A 15,588-nucleotide genomic window follows, 5' to 3' on the forward strand; every position below is an offset into this window, starting at 1 on the left:
CCCTCAGACCCGTTGGAAGGTGCGGGTGCCGAACATGCCCTGCGGGCGGATCAGCAGGACCAGCACGGTGAACGAGAACACGAACGTGTCCCGGAAGCTGGCGGAGACGTAGTTCGCCGCCATGTTGTCCAGCACCCCGATCGTCAGACCGCCCACGACGGCGCCGTACATGCTGGTCAGACCGCCGAGGAAGATGCCGGCGAAGGCCCGGAAGAGGGGTGCGACCAGCGCGGTGGGCACCAGGCCTGAGCGCGGTGCGTACAGACAGGCGGCGAGTGCGGCGAGGCCGAGGCCCAGCGCCCAGGAGATCCTCGCCAGGCGCTGCGAACTCAGCCCGACCACGCGGGCGGTGTCGGCGGACTCGGCCGCGGCGCGCATGGCGGAGCCGAGCGTGGTGCGGGTGAAGAGATAGCCGACCAGGGCCATCGCCACGGCGGCGACGGCGATCGTCAGCAGGCTCTGGACCGGCAGCGCGGCACCGGACCAGCGCACCGACCCGTCGACCAGGTTCGGGAACGACTTCGGCTGGTTGCCCCAGATCGATCCGGCCACGCTCTCGGCGATCAGGGACACGCCCATCGTCACCACGAGGGCGGAGAACAACTGGCCCTGCCCCAGCGGCCGGATCACCGCCTCCCGTACCACCAGGCCCGCCGTGACGGTGATGACGACGGCGGCGAGCACGCCGAGCAGCGTCGCCACACCTCGGTCGTGCAGCGAGAGCGCCACGTACAGGCCCAGGGTCGCCAGCGAGGCCATCGCGAAGTTCACGACGTCCGTGGCCCGGTAGATGATCACCAGCCCGAGGCCCATGAGGCCGTACACGGCTCCGCTGGCCACTCCACTGACCAGGACAAGCAGGAACTGACTCACAGTCGCTCCCTCCGAGAAGGGCGCGTTCGCGCCATGCGTGCGGGAAGCATGATCACCTCACGGACCACAGAGTTAAAGTGAACTCAATTCAGTAAGCTAGGCACGCGGGTGCCGAGTGGGCAAGACTCGTGCACGGGATTTGTGCGGACGGCCCGCCACCGGGAGCCGCGACGGGCGGCCGGAGAGGTCAGCGCCCGGCGGGCGCCGGCGTCTCGCCGAGCGCGGTCCGGGCCGCCGCCAGGCCGAAGACCAGGGCGGGGGCGAGGCCGCCCGCGTAGGCGCGCCGGTACAGCCCGCCCGCGTCGGCGCCCGCCGCGAGCAGGCCCGGAACAGGAGCCTGACCGGACGACTCCGCCGACAGGACATGCGCCCCCGCGTCGATGAGCAGGCCGCCGAAGGTGAACGTGATCGCCGGAGCCGCCTCGATGACATAGAACGGCGGCTCGTCCAGGGGCAGTCGGTCGAGAAGGCGAGCCGGTGCGATGCTCCCGTCGCCGCTCACGGCGGCGTTGAACTCCTCGATGCGGTCCCGGATCGTGGCGCCGGGATAGCCCCACTCCTCCGGCATCGACGCGAAGTCCTCCAGGCTCTCCGCGACCGCGGCACGCGCACCGGCGCGATGGCACAGCTGGAACTTGTCCACGCCGGGGATGCCCTCCACGTACGAGGCGCTGATCCAGTCGCGGTGCACGCGCGCGTCGGCGACCAACAGGCCGCGGGCCTGGGGCCGTTCGAGCAGCGCCATGGTGGTCAGATGGTCGCCGACCGTCTCGTCCACGAACCGCTCGCCCGTCGTGTCGAACAGCAGGGCGTGCTCGCTGTAGTAGAGCGCCAGGTCGACGAAGCGCGCCGGATCGGCGAGGGAGACCCCGGCCGGCATCAGATGGCCGTAGAAGCCCGCGTCCTTCTTGCCGAACGCCGCCCCCGCCGTACTGGCGAGCCGGAGACCGTCGCCCCGGCTGTGGGGGTTGGCGCGCAGCCCGATGTCCGCGGCCTGCGGGTGCACGTGCTCGGCGCGCAGACCCGGATCGCCCTGGAAACCGCCGCTCGCCAGCAGGGTCCACTTGGCCTCGATCCGGCGCGCGGACCCGTCCGGCAGAAGGAGCTCAGCCCCCCTGACCACGCCGTTCTCCATCAGGAGGGAGCTGGTCCAGGTGCCGGTCAGCACTTCCTGGCCCCGGTCGCGGACCAGCCGCTCGCAGGTGTCGAGGTAGTGGTTCGTGTCGACCTGGTGGCCCCGGCCGAAGCCCAGCACCGGCACCGGCGGCCGGCACTCCACGCCGAGCGACCGGATCCAGTCCACACCGTCGGTGAACCCGTCCACCAGGGCGGTGGCCAGCTCCGGGTCGCCGTCCGGGTTGACCCGGCGCATCTCCTCGACGCTCGGCGTCGTCCATACGAAACCGGCGAAGCGCGCGGAGCCGCCGGTGCGCTCCGCCTTCTCCACCAGAACCACCGTGCCGCCCTCGGCCGCCACCCGGGCGGCGGCCGAGAGACCGGCCATGCCGCCGCCGATCACCAGCAGATCCACTGTCTCCGCACCCATAGCGGGTCCCACCGCCTTCGTGTGTCGTCGAATGGAACAAGACGCTAATTGAACTCACTTCTGGAGTCGAGGGGTCGGTGGACGCGGGGTTGGGCGGTACGAGTTTCGGCCGCTTCGTTGAGATGCCGACCGGCAAGGCCTCAGTCGGGAACCAGAACCGCCCGCCCCCGTACGGCGTCGGAGCGGAGCCTCGCGATCGCCTCAGCCGCGCCGGACAGCGGGAACTCCGCGACGCGCACCCGCAGGGAGCCCTTGCGGGCCAGGGTGACGACCGCCTCCAGCTCGGGCAGGGTCCCCCAGAAGGGCAGTGAGACCCGAGTCCCCGGCGGCAGCACACCGGGCTTGCGCACCCTCAGCTCACCGCCGCCGCTGCCCACCACGGCCAGCTCACCGTTCGCCCGCAGCACCCCCACCGCCAGTTCCAGGCTGGAGTCGCTCCCGACGAAGTCGAGCACGGCCGCCGCCCCGACCCCGCCCGTCCGGCCCCGCAGGACCGCCGCGGTGTCGGGCCGCAGGAGCGTCGCGAAGTGTGCACCGCACTCGTCGGCGAGTACGAGGGCTTCCTCGCGCACGTCCACGGCCAGCACCTGCGCGCTCGTCGTGGCGCGCAGGATCTGGACGGCCAGGTGCCCCAGCCCGCCGACGCCGAGGACCACCACGCTCGCACTCGGGTCGTCACCCAGAGCCGGCCGGACCGACGAGACGGCGTGATAGGCGGTGAGCCCGGCGTCCGACAGCGGTGCCGCCTGGGCGGCGGCCAGGTCGCCCACCGGGACGAGCAGCCGCCCGGACGGTACGAGCATCAGATCGGCCATCCCGCCGTCACGCCCGAGGCCCGCCCCCGTACCGACGCCGTCCGCGTCCAGGGCCGTACGCCGGTCGCAGTAGTTCTCCGCCCCGGCCGCGCAGCGCGCACACCTGCCGCAGCCCCAGGGGCCGTAGACGACCACACGCTCGCCGACCGCCGGGCCGGTGGCCGTCGGGCCACGCTCCACCACCCGGCCCGCGACCTCGTGTCCCAGGGTGAAGGGAAGCCGGTAGGGCAGATCGCCTTCGCGTGCGTCGATCACGTGGAGGTCCGAACGGCAGAGGCCGGCCGCCTCCACCTCGATCAGGACCTCTTCGCCCGCGGGCACGGGGCGTGCCGCCTCGGTGAGGGCCGGCGGGCCGCCCCAGCGGGTGAGTCGGAGTGCTCTCGTCCTGCCTGTTGACATACGAGGAACAGTAACAAAAATGAAGTCAGTTCAGTAAGCGGATGTAGGGTGGTGACCGTGCATGGGCGGCGAGCACACGGGACGCTTCGACGGGCGGATCGCGCTCGTCACGGGCGCGGGATCCGGCATCGGCGCGGCGGTCGCCCGGCGGCTCGCCGCGCAGGGAGCGGAGGTCTTCGCCGCGGACATCGACGGCCCGGCGGCGGAGACCGTCGCGAAGGAACTGCGCAGAGCCCACCCGCTGGCGCTGGATGTGGCCGAAGCCGCGCAGGTCGACCACGTCTTCGACGAAGTCGTACGGCAGCGCGGGCGGCTCGATGTCCTGGTGCACGCGGCCGGAGTCGACGACCCCACGGCCAAGGAGTGGATCGCCGAGGCCCTGGTCGCGGACCGGCCGCCGGACGTGACGGCCCGGCTCGGCGACGAGGCCTGGCGGCGTGTCATGCGCGTCAACCTGGACGGCACGTTCCATGTCCTGCGCGCGGCCGTGCGGGTCATGGCGCCGCGCCGGTCGGGAGCCGTCGTCACGGTCGGCTCCTCCTCGGCCTTCGACGCCCAGGCCGGCTATCCGCACTACGCGGCCTCGAAGGCGGGCGCGCACGCGCTGAGCCAGTCCGTCGCCAAGGAGGCCATCGCGTTCGGCGTCCGCGTCAACACCGTGGCGCCGGGGCCGACCGAGACGGGCATGGCCGCACGGACGCCCGCGGCGCTGAGGCAGGGCTTCGCCGATCCACGGGTCCGTCCGTACGCGACGCCCGAGGAGATCGCCGACATCGCCCTGTTTCTGGCGAGCGACGAGGCGGCGAACCTCGTGGGGGCCGTACTGCTGGCGAACGGTGGGCGGTTCACGGTGTGAGGGCCCGTCCGGTCATGGGCGGTGCAATCGAAGGAGGCATGGATGTTCCAGCTCGTTGCGGATCCCGCGACGCTGGGGGAGACCGAGGAGCAGCGCCAACTACGGGCTGTTCTGCGGGACTTCCTCGCCGAGGCCTGCGGGCATGAGGAGGTCCGCCGGCAGATCGAGAGCCCCCGCGGACATGACCGGGCGCTGTGGGATCGACTCGCCGTCGAGATAGGCGTCCACGGGCTCGCCGTGCCCGAGGAGTACGGCGGTGCCGGGTACACCTTCGCCGAGCTCGCCGTGGCGCTGGAGGAGACCGGGCGCGTACTGTGCCCCGCGCCGCTGCTGAGCACGGTCGTACTCGCCGGACACGCACTGCTGACCAGCGGCGACAGTCAGGCCTGCGCGCGCTGGCTGCCGGGCATCGCCGGCGGAGCGCTCACGGCGACGGTCGCCGGGTTCCTGCAACCCGCGCACGTCACGGCCGAGCGCGGCCCGGACGGCTGGGTACTTCGCGGTGAGGCCGACTTCGTGCCCGACGGAGAGGACGCCGGCCTGCTCCTGGTCGCGGCGCGGGCACCGGACGGGGAGCGGCTGTTCGCCTGCGAGCCGGACGGCACGACCTGCGAACGGACCGCCCGCCGGGTCCTCGACCCCACCCGACGCCAAGCACTTGTACGACTCCGGGGGCAGCCCGCCCAACCGGTCGGCGAGCCCGGACAGGCGGCGGACGTCGTCGACGCCGTCCTCGACGCCGGGCGGGTGGCACTGGCGGCCGAGCACGTGGGTGGCAGCGCGCACGCGCTGGACGAGCTGCTCGCCTACCTCTCGCAACGCACGCAGTTCGGACGTGTCATCGGCTCCTTCCAGGCGGTCAAACACCGATTGGCCGACCTGCTCGTCGAGGTCGAGGGAGCGCGGTCGGCGTCGGCGTACGCGACCGCCTGTCTCGCCGGAGCGGCGCCGGAGCTACCCGTGGCGGCGAGCGCGGCGGCGGTGGCCTGCACCGGCGCCTACCGGCTGGCGACGACCGAATACGTCCAGCTGCACGGCGGAATCGGCTTCACCTGGGAGCACCCGGCTCACCTCTACGTCCGCCGGGCACGCGCCGACGAGGCGCTGTTCGGCACGGCTGACGACCACCGGCGGCGCCTGGCCGGGCTGCTCGGCCTGACCGGCCGAACCGGCTGACCGCTCGCCGTCGCCCGGAGCGGTGCCGCTCCCGATTCGCACCCCCCGAAGCGGTTGCTGCTCCCGATCCATTGACAGGGGCACCTATCGCCCACAGAATCGAACTCAATTCAGTTCAGTTTGGAGGAGCTCATGGCAGTCGAGGACGAGATCCAGTTCGAGCGCGACGGTCACGTGGCGCGGGTCTGGCTGAACCGCCCGCACAAGAAGAACTGCGTGACCGTGCCGATCCTCAATCGGCTGGACGAGATCATCAGCGAGGTCGATGCCGACCCCGAGCTGCGCGTGCTGATCCTGCGCGGCCGCGGCAACACCTTCTGCTCCGGGTTCGACCTGGACAGCCTCAAGGCCGACTTCGTCGGCAGGTCCAACGCGATCGACGTCGCCGTGCTGTCGGCCAAGGTCTGCGACCGGCTCTACTCGATGAAGACCCCGTCGATCGCCGTACTCGAAGGCCATGTCACCGCGGGCGGTTTCGAGTTGATGATCTCCTGCGACTTCGCGATCGCCGCGGATGACGCCCAGATCGGTGACTTCCACATCCGCCGTGCGCTGTTCGGCGGCGCCGGACCGATCTACCGGGTGCCGCGCATGATCGGCGTACGCAAGACGAAGGAGCTGATGCTCACCGGCAAGCTGCTCACCGGCGTCGAGGCCGCCGAGTTCGACCTCATCAACGCCTCGGCACCCGCGGACAAACTCGACGCCACGGTCGAGGAGTTCGCCGACCAGCTCATCGACAAGAGCCCGTTCACCATGTGGATTACGAAGATGACCATCGACCGCAGCCTCGACGCCGACATCCAGTCGCTGATGGTCATGGAGCACCTCGCGGTCGGCGTGATGCTCAACTCCGAGGACGCGGCGGAGGGTGTGTCGGCCTTCCTGGAGAAGCGGGAGCCGCAGTGGAAGGGCCGCTGACCGCGGAGCCGGAGACCGGGGGCCGGCTGCACGGCTCCCGGTGTGCCGACTGCGCGGTGGCCACCTACCCCGCAGGCGCGGCGTGTCCGCGCTGCGGGGGGCCGGCCGAGCCGGTCGTGCTCTCCGGCACGGGCACGCTGTGGACCTGGACCGTACAGCGGTACGCACCCAAGTCACCGCCGTACGTCCCACCCGCCGCCGGCTTCACCCCGTTCACCGTCGGATACGTCGAACTGCCCGAAGGAGTACGCGTCTTGGCCACCCTCGACATTCCGCCCGAGGACGCCGAGATCGGCATGCCGATGACGCTTACCGCGGGCACCGGCGTGCCCCGGGGCCACCGGAGTGTCGTATGAGCGGCGACGACGTGCTCGTCTGCGGCGCCGGGATCACCTCCTTCGCCCGCACCGAGGCGAGCGGCCGGCAGCTGGCCGTGCAGGCCGTGCGGGCCGCTCTCGCCGACGCCGGTCTCCCGTGGTCCCGGGTGCGGGCCGCCTACGGCGGCAGCGACGCCGCCGGCAACGCGGACACCCTGGTCGCCGAACTCGGCCTGACGGGAGTGCCGTTCACCAATGTGCGCAACGGCTGCGCCACCGGCGGCAGCGCGCTGGTCGCGGCCACGAACGCGATCCGCTCCGGGGCGGCGGACGTGGCCCTCGCCGTCGGCTTCGACAAACACCCGCGCGGCGCCTTCGACCCGCGGCCCGCCGACTGGGGGCTCGACGAGGCCTACGGCCGCGACGGACTCATGGTCACCACCCAGTTCTTCGCCATGAAGATCCAGCGGTACATGCACGACCACGGCATCAGCGCCCGCACCCTCGCACTGGTCGCCGAGAAGGCGTACGCCAACGGCGTGCTCAACCCGCACGCCTGGCGCCGCAAGCCGCTCGACGCGGACGAGATCCTGGCGTCCGGCATGGTCAACGACCCCCTGACCCGCTACATGTTCTGCTCGCCCGGCCAAGGCGCCGTCGCCCTCATCCTCTGCAACCGCGCCGTGGCCCGCGAACTGGCCGGAACCCCGGTCACGCTGCGGGCGGCGACCGTACGCACCCGCCGCTTCGGCTCCTTCGAGGTGTTCAGCCCCTGGGCGCCGCCCGGGACACCGACGAGCGTGAGCGCGGACGCCGCCCAAGCCGCCTTCGAGGAGGCCGGGTTGGGGCCGGGCGACATCGACGTGTGCCAACTGCAGGACACCGAGAGCGGCGCCGAGGTGATGCACCTGGCCGAGTGCGGATTCTGCGAGCACGGCGAACAGGAGTCGCTCATCCCGTACGGCGCGACCCGCATCGACGGCTCGCTGCCGGTCAACACCGACGGCGGCTGCATCGCCAACGGCGAACCCATCGGCGCCTCCGGCCTGCGCCAAGTCCACGAAGTCGTACAGCAGTTGCGCGGCCGGGCCGGTGAACGCCAGGTCCCGGACGAGCCCTCGACCGGCTTCACCCACGTGTACGGGGCCCCGGGCGTCAGCGCCTGCACCGTGCTGACCCGCTGAGAGGAGGACCATGGACGGCATACCCGGCCCGGACGAGTTCCGCGCCGAGGCCCGCCGCTGGCTGAAGGGCGCGGCACCACCGCGCCCCGCCCGCCAGGAGTGGGGCAGCGGCGACGACTCGGTGGCCGTCTTCGAGAACTGGACGGAGGCCGAGGAGCGCGAGCACACGGACCGGACACGGGACTGGGAGCGCACCCGGTACGACCAGGGCTGGGGCGCGCTCGCCTGGCCGCCGCAGTACGGCGGTCGCGAACTGCCCGCCCACTACGAGCAGTTGTACCGCTCCGAGGAATCCGCCTTCGACGTGCCGCGGCGCACCGAGGTCTTCCCGGTCACCCAGCAGCTCGTCGCCCCCGCCGTCCGCATCTGGGGCACCGAGGAGCAGCGGCGGCGCTGGCTGCGCCCCATGCTGCGCACCGACGAACTCGCCTGCCAGCTGTTCTCGGAGACGGAAGCGGGCTCGGACCTCGCCGCCGTCCGCACCCGGGCCGTACGGGACGGCGACGGCTGGGTCCTGAGCGGCCACAAGGTCTGGACGTCCGGCGCCCGGGTCGCCACCTGGGGCGTCGCCGTCTGCCGCACCGACCCGGACGTGCCCAAACACGCGGGCATCACGGTCTTCCTGGTCCGCATGGACGCGCCGGGCGTCACCGTACGGCCCATCCGGCAGATGACCGGCGGCTCCAGCTTCAACGAGGTCTACCTGGACGACGTGTTCGTCCCCGACACCGACCGGCTCGGCCCCGTCGGTGAAGGCTGGCGGGTCACACTCACCGTGCTGGCCGCCGAACGCCTCGACTCCGGCGGACTCGGCCTGGACAACGCCGACCGCGCCCTCGAACTCGCCCGGCACCTGCCCCGCCGGCTCACCGGCGGCGAACAGCAGCAGGCCGCCGACCTGTTCGTCCGCACCCTCGTCCAGCGGCTCATCGGACTGCGCGTGACATCGGCACTCGCGGCCGGCCGCGAACCGGGCGCCGAGGCCTCCGTCGGAAAGCTCCACGCGACCGCCACCATGCGCGCCACCACCGACCTCGTCCAGCAGCTCCTCGGACCACGGCTGGCCGCCGACACCGGGGAGTGGGGCACCTACGCCTGGACCGAGCACCTCCTCGGCGCCCCCGGCTACCGCATCGCGGGCGGCAGCGACGAGATCCAGCGCAACATCCTGGCCGAGCGCGTACTGGGACTGCCCAAGGAGCCGAAGGGAGAGGGGCGTTGAGCACCACGACCGAGACGAACGAACTCACGCGACGGGTCCGTGAGCGGCTGTCCGACCGGCACCAACCGCTCGGCGAGCTGCGCACCCTGCCCGGCGGGCACTCCGGGCTCACCTACTCCATCACGGCGGGACCGGTCTCGTACGTCGTCAAAGCGGTACCACCCGGCCAACGCCCCGTCGGCCGCAACGACGTCCTGCGCCAGGCCCGCATCCTGCACGCACTCGCCGACTCACCGGTGCCCGTGCCGGGCGTCATCGCGGTCGACGAGACCGAACCGGCCTGGTTCGCCATGGAGTTCGTGGACGGCGAGGCGATCGAGCCGGTCCTCGACGAGCACCAACTGGATCCCGAGCTGTGCCGCAGCCGGATGCTGGCCCTGCCCGCCGTACTACGGGACCTGCACGGCTGGACTAAGACCGAGACCGCCGAACCGCTCGACCCCGCAGGGGAGTTGGAGCGATGGAGCCGCACCATGCGCGCGGTGCCGTCCGAACTCCGCCCCGGAGCCGAGGACGTCCTGGAAGCCCTGGCCGCCCGCATCCCCGACAGCATCCCGCCGACTCTCATCCACGGCGACTTCCGCCTCGGCAACGTCCTGTGCCGGGGCGAGCGGCCGACCGCCGTCGTCGACTGGGAGATCTGGGGATACGGCGACCCACGCATCGACCTCGCCTGGTTCCTGCTCTTCGCCGACCACCGGAACTTCCCCCGGGTGGGCCGTGCCGTCCCCGGCCTGCCCGGTGAGGAAGAACTGCTCAAGGCCTATCTCGACGGCCGGCCCGAACCCCCCGCCTTCGACTGGTTCCGTGCCCTGGCCCGCACCAAGATGGCCGCGATCATGGGCCACAACCTGCGCCGGCACCGCGAGGGCAAGCACCACGACCCCGACCAGGAGCGGCTGCCCCCGACCATCGCGGCGATGATCCGCGCGGCCGGCGACATCCTCGCCCGATGGTCCTGAAGGAGCGCCATCATGGATTTCGGACTCTCCCCGAGGGCCGACGAACTCCGTTCGCGCATGGCCGCGTTCATGGAGGAGTACGTCCTGCCCGCCGAGCCCGTCTACGACCGGCAGCTCGCCGAGGCGGACGACCCTCATCAACTGCCGCCGGTGATGTACGAGTTGAAGGAGAAGGCACGCGCCGAGGGCCTGTGGAACCTCTTCCTCGCGCACGGCGACTGGGGCGCCGGCCTCACCAACCTCGAATACGCGCCGCTCGCCGAGCTGGCAGGCCGGTCGATCATCGGCCCCGAGGTGTTCAACTGCTCCGCCCCCGACACCGGCAACATGGAGCTGCTCGCCCTCTTCGGCACACCCGAGCAGCAGGACCGCTGGCTGCGGCCGCTGCTGGACGCCGAGATCCGGTCCTGCTTCGCCATGACCGAACCCGAGGTGGCGAGCTCCGACGCGCGCAACATCCGTACCCGGATCACCCGTGACGGCGACGGGTACGTGGTCAACGGGCACAAGTGGTACACGTCCGGGATCCTCGACCCGGACTGCCGGCTGATCATCCTCATGGGCGTCACCGACCCGGACGCACCGACGTACCGGCAACAGAGCATGCTGCTCGTCCCGCGCGACACCCCCGGCATCACCGTGCTGCGCGACCTGCCGATGTTCGGCTACACCGACCGCTGCGGCCACGGCGACGTGCTCTTCGAGGACGTACGGGTACCGGCGTCCGCCCTGCTGGGCGGAGAGGGCGAGGGATTCGCCCTGGCGCAGGGGCGGTTGGGACCGGGCCGTATGCACTACGCCATGCGCGCCGTCGGATTCGCCGAGCGTGCACTGGAGTTGATGTGCCGCCGCACCCTGACCCGCACCGCCTTCGGCGGCCCCCTCGCCGAACGAGGTGTCGTACGCGAGTGGATCGCCCGCAGCCGCATCGAGATCGAGCAGCTGCGGCTACTGGTCCTCAAGTCGGCCTGGCTGATGGACACCTCGGGCAACGCGGCCGCCCGTACCGAGGTCGCCGCGATCAAGGTGGCCGCGCTGGAGGTCGCGCACCGGGTGGTCGACCGGGCCGTCCAGGCGCACGGCGCTGCCGGGGTCAGCGACGACACCGTACTGGCCCGGCTGTACGCCATCACGCGGGCCCTGCGGATCGCGGACGGACCGGACGAGGTGCATCTGCGGACGGTCGCCCGGCGTGAACTGGCCAAGTATCCGGAGGAGTCGGCGTGAACGGGCAGGAACTGGAGGGACGGGTCGCCCTGATCACCGGCGGCTCGCGGGGCATCGGCCTCGGCATCGCCCGGGCCTACCGGGAGGCGGGCGCCCATGTGGTGATCGCCGCCCGGAAGCCGGACGGCCTGGCCGCGGCACGCGAGGAGCTGCTGCGGGTCAAGGGGGACGGCGAGGTCCACGAGGTCGTCGCCAACGCCGGCGAACCGGAGGACGCCGAGCGCTGTGTCGAGGAGACCGTGGCCCGCTTCGGCCGACTCGACGTGCTGGTCAACAACGCGGCCACCAACCCCTACATGGGCGATCTCCTCGACCTCGACCTGCCGCGCGCGGAGAAGACCGTACGGGTCAACCAGTACGGCATGGTCGCCTGGACCCGGTGCGCGTGGCGGGCGTGGATGCGCGAGCACGGGGGAGCGGTCGTCAACATCGCTTCCGTCGGCGGGCTGATCGTCGACCCGCACATCGGCTGGTACAACGCCACCAAGGCGGCCATGCTGCACATGACCCGGCAACTGGCGTACGAACTCGGGCCGAAGGCGCGGGTGAACGCGATCGCGCCGGGGCTGATCAAGACGGAGTTGGCGCGGGCGGTCTGGGAGCCGAGGGAGCCGATCCTGACGGAGAAGCTGCCGTTGCGCCGACTCGGGACGGTGGAGGACGTGGCCCATGCGGCACTCTTCCTGGCGTCCGAGGCGTCGTCCTGGATGACGGGGCAGACGCTGGTCCTGGACGGCGGGGCGACCGTGCTGCCGATCGGGGTGGACGCGTGACCCCCGCTCCGGCTCCCGTGGCGGAGCTGTTCTCGCTGCGTGGACGGACCGCGGTGGTCACCGGGGCCTCGTCCGGGCTCGGGGCCCGGTTCGCCACCGTGCTCGCGTCGGCCGGCGCCACCGTCTTCGCCGCCGCCCGCCGGCTGGAGAGGCTGAAGGAACTCGCCGATGAGGATCCGCGCATCCACCCGGTGGTCTGCGACGTCTCGCGGGAGGCCGACCGCGTGCGGCTGATGGAGACGGCGCTCGACGAGAGCGGCCGCATCGACGTCCTCGTCAACAACGCGGGTGCGCCCGGCGCCGTACGCGCCGAGCAGGAGAGCGCCGAGGACTTCGCGGAGGTCCTGGCCGTGAACCTCGTGGGGCCCTTCCACCTGGCACGGCTGCTCGCCGAGGCACCGGGGCACGGTGGGGGTCGTACGCGATCGGTCGTGAACGTCTCGTCCGTCCTGGGTCTGGTCTCCGGTGCCCCGATGGGCGGGGCGGCCTACGCCGCGTCCAAGGCCGGACTCGTCGGGCTGACCCGCGAGCTGGCGGGGCAGTGGGGCGGGTCGGGAGTACGGGTCAATGCGCTGGCGCCCGGCTGGTTCCGCTCGGAGATGACGGAGGAACTGTTCGCCGACGAGCGGTCCCGGCGGTGGGTCGAGCGCGGAGCCATGCTGGGGCGCGGCGGTGAGCCGGGCGAACTGGACGGTGCCCTGCTCTATCTGGCGTCGGACGCGTCCTCGTACTGCACCGGGCATGTCCTGACCGTGGACGGCGGGTGGACGGCGCGATGAAGGTCGACGACGTTGCGACGAGGGTCTCCGTCGAGGTCGACGGCGACGGGCTGGCGCGGGTCGAGATGTGCCGGGGGTCGGGCAACGCGATCGACCTGGCGATGGCCCGGGCACTGCTGGAGGCCGCGCGGGAGTGCGAGAAGGCGGGGGCGCGGGCGGTGCTGCTCACCGGGCGGGGGCGGTCCTTCTGCGTCGGCGGTGACCTGAAGGAGTTCGCGGTGCTGCCCGAGGAGCGCCTGACGGGACACCTCACGGACGTGACCGACGCGCTCCACGGCGCGCTGCGGATCCTCGCCGGGCTGGACGCTCCGCTGGTGGTCGCCGTCCAGGGGGCCGTCGCCGGGGCCGGAGTGGGGCTCGTGGCGGCGGCGGACGTCGGTGTCGCGGCGGCCGACGCCGGCTTCACGGCCGCGTACACCGCGATCGGGTACACGCCGGACGCCGGGCTCAGCTGGTCGCTGCCCCGGCTTGTCGGCCCGCAACGGGCCGCGGACCTGCTGCTGACCAATCGTCGCGTTACGGCCGCCGAGGCGCTGCAGATGGGTCTGGTGAGCCGGGTCGTCGAGCCGGAGCGGCTGATGGCGGAAGCCGTGCGGACGGCGGGCGCGCTGGCGCGCGGTGCCACGGCGGCGTACGGGGCGACACGGCGGCTGGTTCGGCAGGCACTCGCGACCGGGCTCGACGAACACCTCGACGCGGAGGCGCGCGAACTGGGCGCCGCGGCGGTGTCGGGGGAGGGCCGGGAAGGCGTGGCGGCGTTTCTCGCCGGGCGCCGGGCCGATTTCACGCGGCGCGCGAGCGTACCGCTCAAGACCGGACCGCCTGGGTCGGCATCGCCCGAGTCGCCGCACCTCGAACCGCCACGCCCCGAACCACCGGGCTCCGTGCCGCCGCGCCCGGTGCGGCCCGGCCCCGCCCCTCGGGACGGTGCCTGATGGGCCCGCCCGATCCTCGATTCGTACCCGACTTGAACTTGGGTCTACTCTCGGACGACCGAACGGTGATCGGTACCGTCCACGGAGGAGAGGGAGAGACGATGGCGAGGGCGCGGATCGTGGATCCGGAGGAGGGGCCCAGGTCGAAGCGCGGCGCGATCCTCGTGGCCGCCGTGGAGCGGTTCGGGGAGGACGGCTACGAGAACACCAAGTGGTCGGAGGTCGCGGACCGGGTCGGCATCGGGCAGACGGCCCTGTACCACTACTTCGAGTCCAAGGCCCACTGCCTGCTCACCATCATGCGCCTGGAACTGCAGCGCTCCCACGACCAGTTCGTCGAGGCCACGGGGGAGGAGGCGGACCCGGTCGAGGAACTGCGCGCCGCCGTCCGCACCGCGTTCGCGGTGACCGAGCAGGAGATCCGCCAGATGCGCATCCTGCAGGCCAACATGTCCCTGCTCGCCACCCCGCGCAAGTCCAAGCGCGAGGAGACCGAGCGGGTCGCGGCCCGCCAGCTGGTCCAGATGGTCGAACGGGACTGGACGAGCCTGCTGATGCGCGGCATGTCGAAGGGCGCCTTCCCGGTCCGTGACGCGCACACCCTCGGTCTCGCCGTCCTCGGCATGATCGTCAGCGTCTGGCGGTGGTACCGCCCCACCGGCGCGATCCCGCTGTCCGAGATCAGCGAGATGATCGAGGGATGCGTGGTGCGGATGGTCGCGGAATAGCCCCACTCCGCAAGGTCACGTCCTGCCCCTTGTCGGCGGCGGGGCAGCGGCCTTACAGTCAAACTGAACTGAACTCAGGTTGTTTAAAGGCTTCGACGTTTGTCGGCTCATGGCGCTGAGGGAGAGCGATAGGCAATGGTGCTTCGCGAATACATGGCCAGGATGGACGGCCAGGACCCGGAAAAGGCCCTCGAACTCCTGGAACCCGGCTTCCGGTTCCTCATCTCCCTCCCGAGCGGACAGCGCGCGGGAGCGTCCCGCGAGGACTTCGCCGGCTACATCGCCGGGCGCAACGCGGTGGACCGCAGGCACGAGATCGTGCGGTACGCGGTCGACGGGGACGTCGAGACGGCGTACGGCTTCGTCGTCGACGGGGGAGTGACGACCGGCGCGTTCCTGTCCGCCGTACAGGTGTCGCCCGGCGGGCTGATGGCGAGCTACCAGTCCTTCTTCACGCCCGACTTCGACCTCGTGGACCGGCCGTGAGCGCCCCGGCCACGTCGGCCGCGCCGTTCCTGACGACCTGGTTCGGGATCCTGGACAGCGACGACGCCGACCGCATCCTCGACCTGATCAGCGACGACTTCTCCTTCTCGATCCTGTTCTCCACCGGCGGCGACGCCGGCACCGACTTCCACGGCGGGCGGGCCGAGATGGAGGGCTACCTCGCCCAGCGCGAGGTCGGCACCCGCACCCACCACCTGCTCACCGCGTCCGCCGTCGGCCGCGACGAGCTGTACCTCGGCGAGGTACGCCGGTCCGGCACACCCGAGGCGACCTTCGTGGCCTCGGCCCGGCTGGACGACGAGGGCCGGGTACGGCGGCTGCTGATCGGGCGCTCGCCCGCGGTCCTGTTCACGTGAGGAGGCGGCGTA

The 15,588-nt window shown here is 71.9% G+C and carries 17 protein-coding genes; 14 read left to right on the plus strand and 3 right to left on the minus strand.

Annotated features, from left to right (window positions below; all coding sequences use genetic code 11):
• Nucleotides 1-3: 3 nt before the first annotated feature.
• The 3 genes from ABZ848_RS38335 to ABZ848_RS38345 form a co-directional block, all read right to left on the minus strand.
• Nucleotides 4-873: a branched-chain amino acid ABC transporter permease gene (locus ABZ848_RS38335; RefSeq protein ID WP_360839499.1), complete on the minus strand. Its 870-nt coding sequence runs from the start codon at nucleotides 871-873 to the stop codon at nucleotides 4-6.
• 187 nt (nucleotides 874-1,060) lie between these two features.
• On the minus strand, nucleotides 1,061-2,419 hold the full coding sequence (locus ABZ848_RS38340) for an FAD-dependent oxidoreductase (RefSeq protein ID WP_360839500.1): 1,359 nt from the start codon (nucleotides 2,417-2,419) through the stop codon (nucleotides 1,061-1,063).
• A 140-nt stretch (nucleotides 2,420-2,559) separates the two neighbouring features.
• Nucleotides 2,560-3,633: an alcohol dehydrogenase catalytic domain-containing protein gene (locus ABZ848_RS38345; RefSeq protein ID WP_360839502.1), complete on the minus strand. Its 1,074-nt coding sequence runs from the start codon at nucleotides 3,631-3,633 to the stop codon at nucleotides 2,560-2,562.
• Nucleotides 3,634-3,694: 61 nt separating this feature from the next.
• On the opposite strand from ABZ848_RS38345, the gene ABZ848_RS38350 reads away from it, so the two are divergent.
• From ABZ848_RS38350 to ABZ848_RS38415, 14 genes are all read left to right on the plus strand, one after another.
• A complete protein-coding gene (locus ABZ848_RS38350; protein WP_360839504.1) occupies nucleotides 3,695-4,489 on the plus strand; it encodes an SDR family NAD(P)-dependent oxidoreductase in 795 nt (264 codons plus the stop codon).
• A 42-nt stretch (nucleotides 4,490-4,531) separates the two neighbouring features.
• Entirely contained in the window at nucleotides 4,532-5,665 is a 1,134-nt protein-coding gene (locus ABZ848_RS38355) for an acyl-CoA dehydrogenase family protein (RefSeq protein WP_360839505.1), read from the plus strand.
• A 132-nt stretch (nucleotides 5,666-5,797) separates the two neighbouring features.
• Complete coding sequence (locus ABZ848_RS38360; protein WP_360839506.1) at nucleotides 5,798-6,586, plus strand: enoyl-CoA hydratase/isomerase family protein; 789 nt, start codon at nucleotides 5,798-5,800, stop codon at nucleotides 6,584-6,586.
• Nucleotides 6,571-6,942, plus strand: coding sequence for an OB-fold domain-containing protein (locus tag ABZ848_RS38365; protein WP_360839508.1), 372 nt, complete (start codon nucleotides 6,571-6,573; stop codon nucleotides 6,940-6,942). Before ABZ848_RS38360 ends, ABZ848_RS38365 begins: the two co-directional genes overlap by 16 nt.
• Nucleotides 6,939-8,087, plus strand: a complete 1,149-nt coding sequence (locus ABZ848_RS38370) for a thiolase family protein (protein ID WP_360839510.1) — start codon at nucleotides 6,939-6,941, stop codon at nucleotides 8,085-8,087. The genes ABZ848_RS38365 and ABZ848_RS38370 overlap by 4 nt, the downstream gene beginning before the upstream one ends.
• Before the next feature lie 10 nt (nucleotides 8,088-8,097).
• Nucleotides 8,098-9,309 (plus strand): acyl-CoA dehydrogenase family protein, encoded by a 1,212-nt coding sequence (locus ABZ848_RS38375; protein ID WP_360839511.1) that lies wholly within the window; start codon nucleotides 8,098-8,100, stop codon nucleotides 9,307-9,309.
• A complete protein-coding gene (locus ABZ848_RS38380) occupies nucleotides 9,306-10,271 on the plus strand; it encodes a phosphotransferase family protein (protein WP_360839512.1) in 966 nt (321 codons plus the stop codon). The genes ABZ848_RS38375 and ABZ848_RS38380 overlap by 4 nt, the downstream gene beginning before the upstream one ends.
• Nucleotides 10,272-10,283: 12 nt before the next feature.
• A complete protein-coding gene (locus ABZ848_RS38385; protein ID WP_360839513.1) occupies nucleotides 10,284-11,498 on the plus strand; it encodes an acyl-CoA dehydrogenase family protein in 1,215 nt (404 codons plus the stop codon).
• Nucleotides 11,495-12,271, plus strand: a complete 777-nt coding sequence (locus tag ABZ848_RS38390) for an SDR family oxidoreductase (protein ID WP_360839515.1) — start codon at nucleotides 11,495-11,497, stop codon at nucleotides 12,269-12,271. Before ABZ848_RS38385 ends, ABZ848_RS38390 begins: the two co-directional genes overlap by 4 nt.
• On the plus strand, nucleotides 12,268-13,050 hold the full coding sequence (locus ABZ848_RS38395; protein ID WP_360839516.1) for an SDR family oxidoreductase: 783 nt from the start codon (nucleotides 12,268-12,270) through the stop codon (nucleotides 13,048-13,050). The genes ABZ848_RS38390 and ABZ848_RS38395 overlap by 4 nt, the downstream gene beginning before the upstream one ends.
• Nucleotides 13,047-13,985, plus strand: a complete 939-nt coding sequence (locus ABZ848_RS38400; RefSeq protein ID WP_360839518.1) for an enoyl-CoA hydratase-related protein — start codon at nucleotides 13,047-13,049, stop codon at nucleotides 13,983-13,985. The genes ABZ848_RS38395 and ABZ848_RS38400 overlap by 4 nt, the downstream gene beginning before the upstream one ends.
• 101 nt (nucleotides 13,986-14,086) lie before the next feature.
• Nucleotides 14,087-14,713: a TetR/AcrR family transcriptional regulator gene (locus ABZ848_RS38405; protein WP_360839520.1), complete on the plus strand. Its 627-nt coding sequence runs from the start codon at nucleotides 14,087-14,089 to the stop codon at nucleotides 14,711-14,713.
• 135 nt (nucleotides 14,714-14,848) lie between these two features.
• A complete protein-coding gene (locus ABZ848_RS38410) occupies nucleotides 14,849-15,199 on the plus strand; it encodes a nuclear transport factor 2 family protein (RefSeq protein ID WP_360839522.1) in 351 nt (116 codons plus the stop codon).
• The gene (locus ABZ848_RS38415; RefSeq protein ID WP_360839524.1) at nucleotides 15,196-15,576 is read left to right on the plus strand and encodes a nuclear transport factor 2 family protein; all 381 of its coding nucleotides are present in this window, start codon (nucleotides 15,196-15,198) and stop codon (nucleotides 15,574-15,576) included. The genes ABZ848_RS38410 and ABZ848_RS38415 overlap by 4 nt, the downstream gene beginning before the upstream one ends.
• Nucleotides 15,577-15,588: the final 12 nt, after the last annotated feature.

Origin of the sequence: Streptomyces sp. NPDC047081, from assembly GCF_040643775.1 — a bacterium.
Classification (GTDB): domain Bacteria; phylum Actinomycetota; class Actinomycetes; order Streptomycetales; family Streptomycetaceae; genus Streptomyces.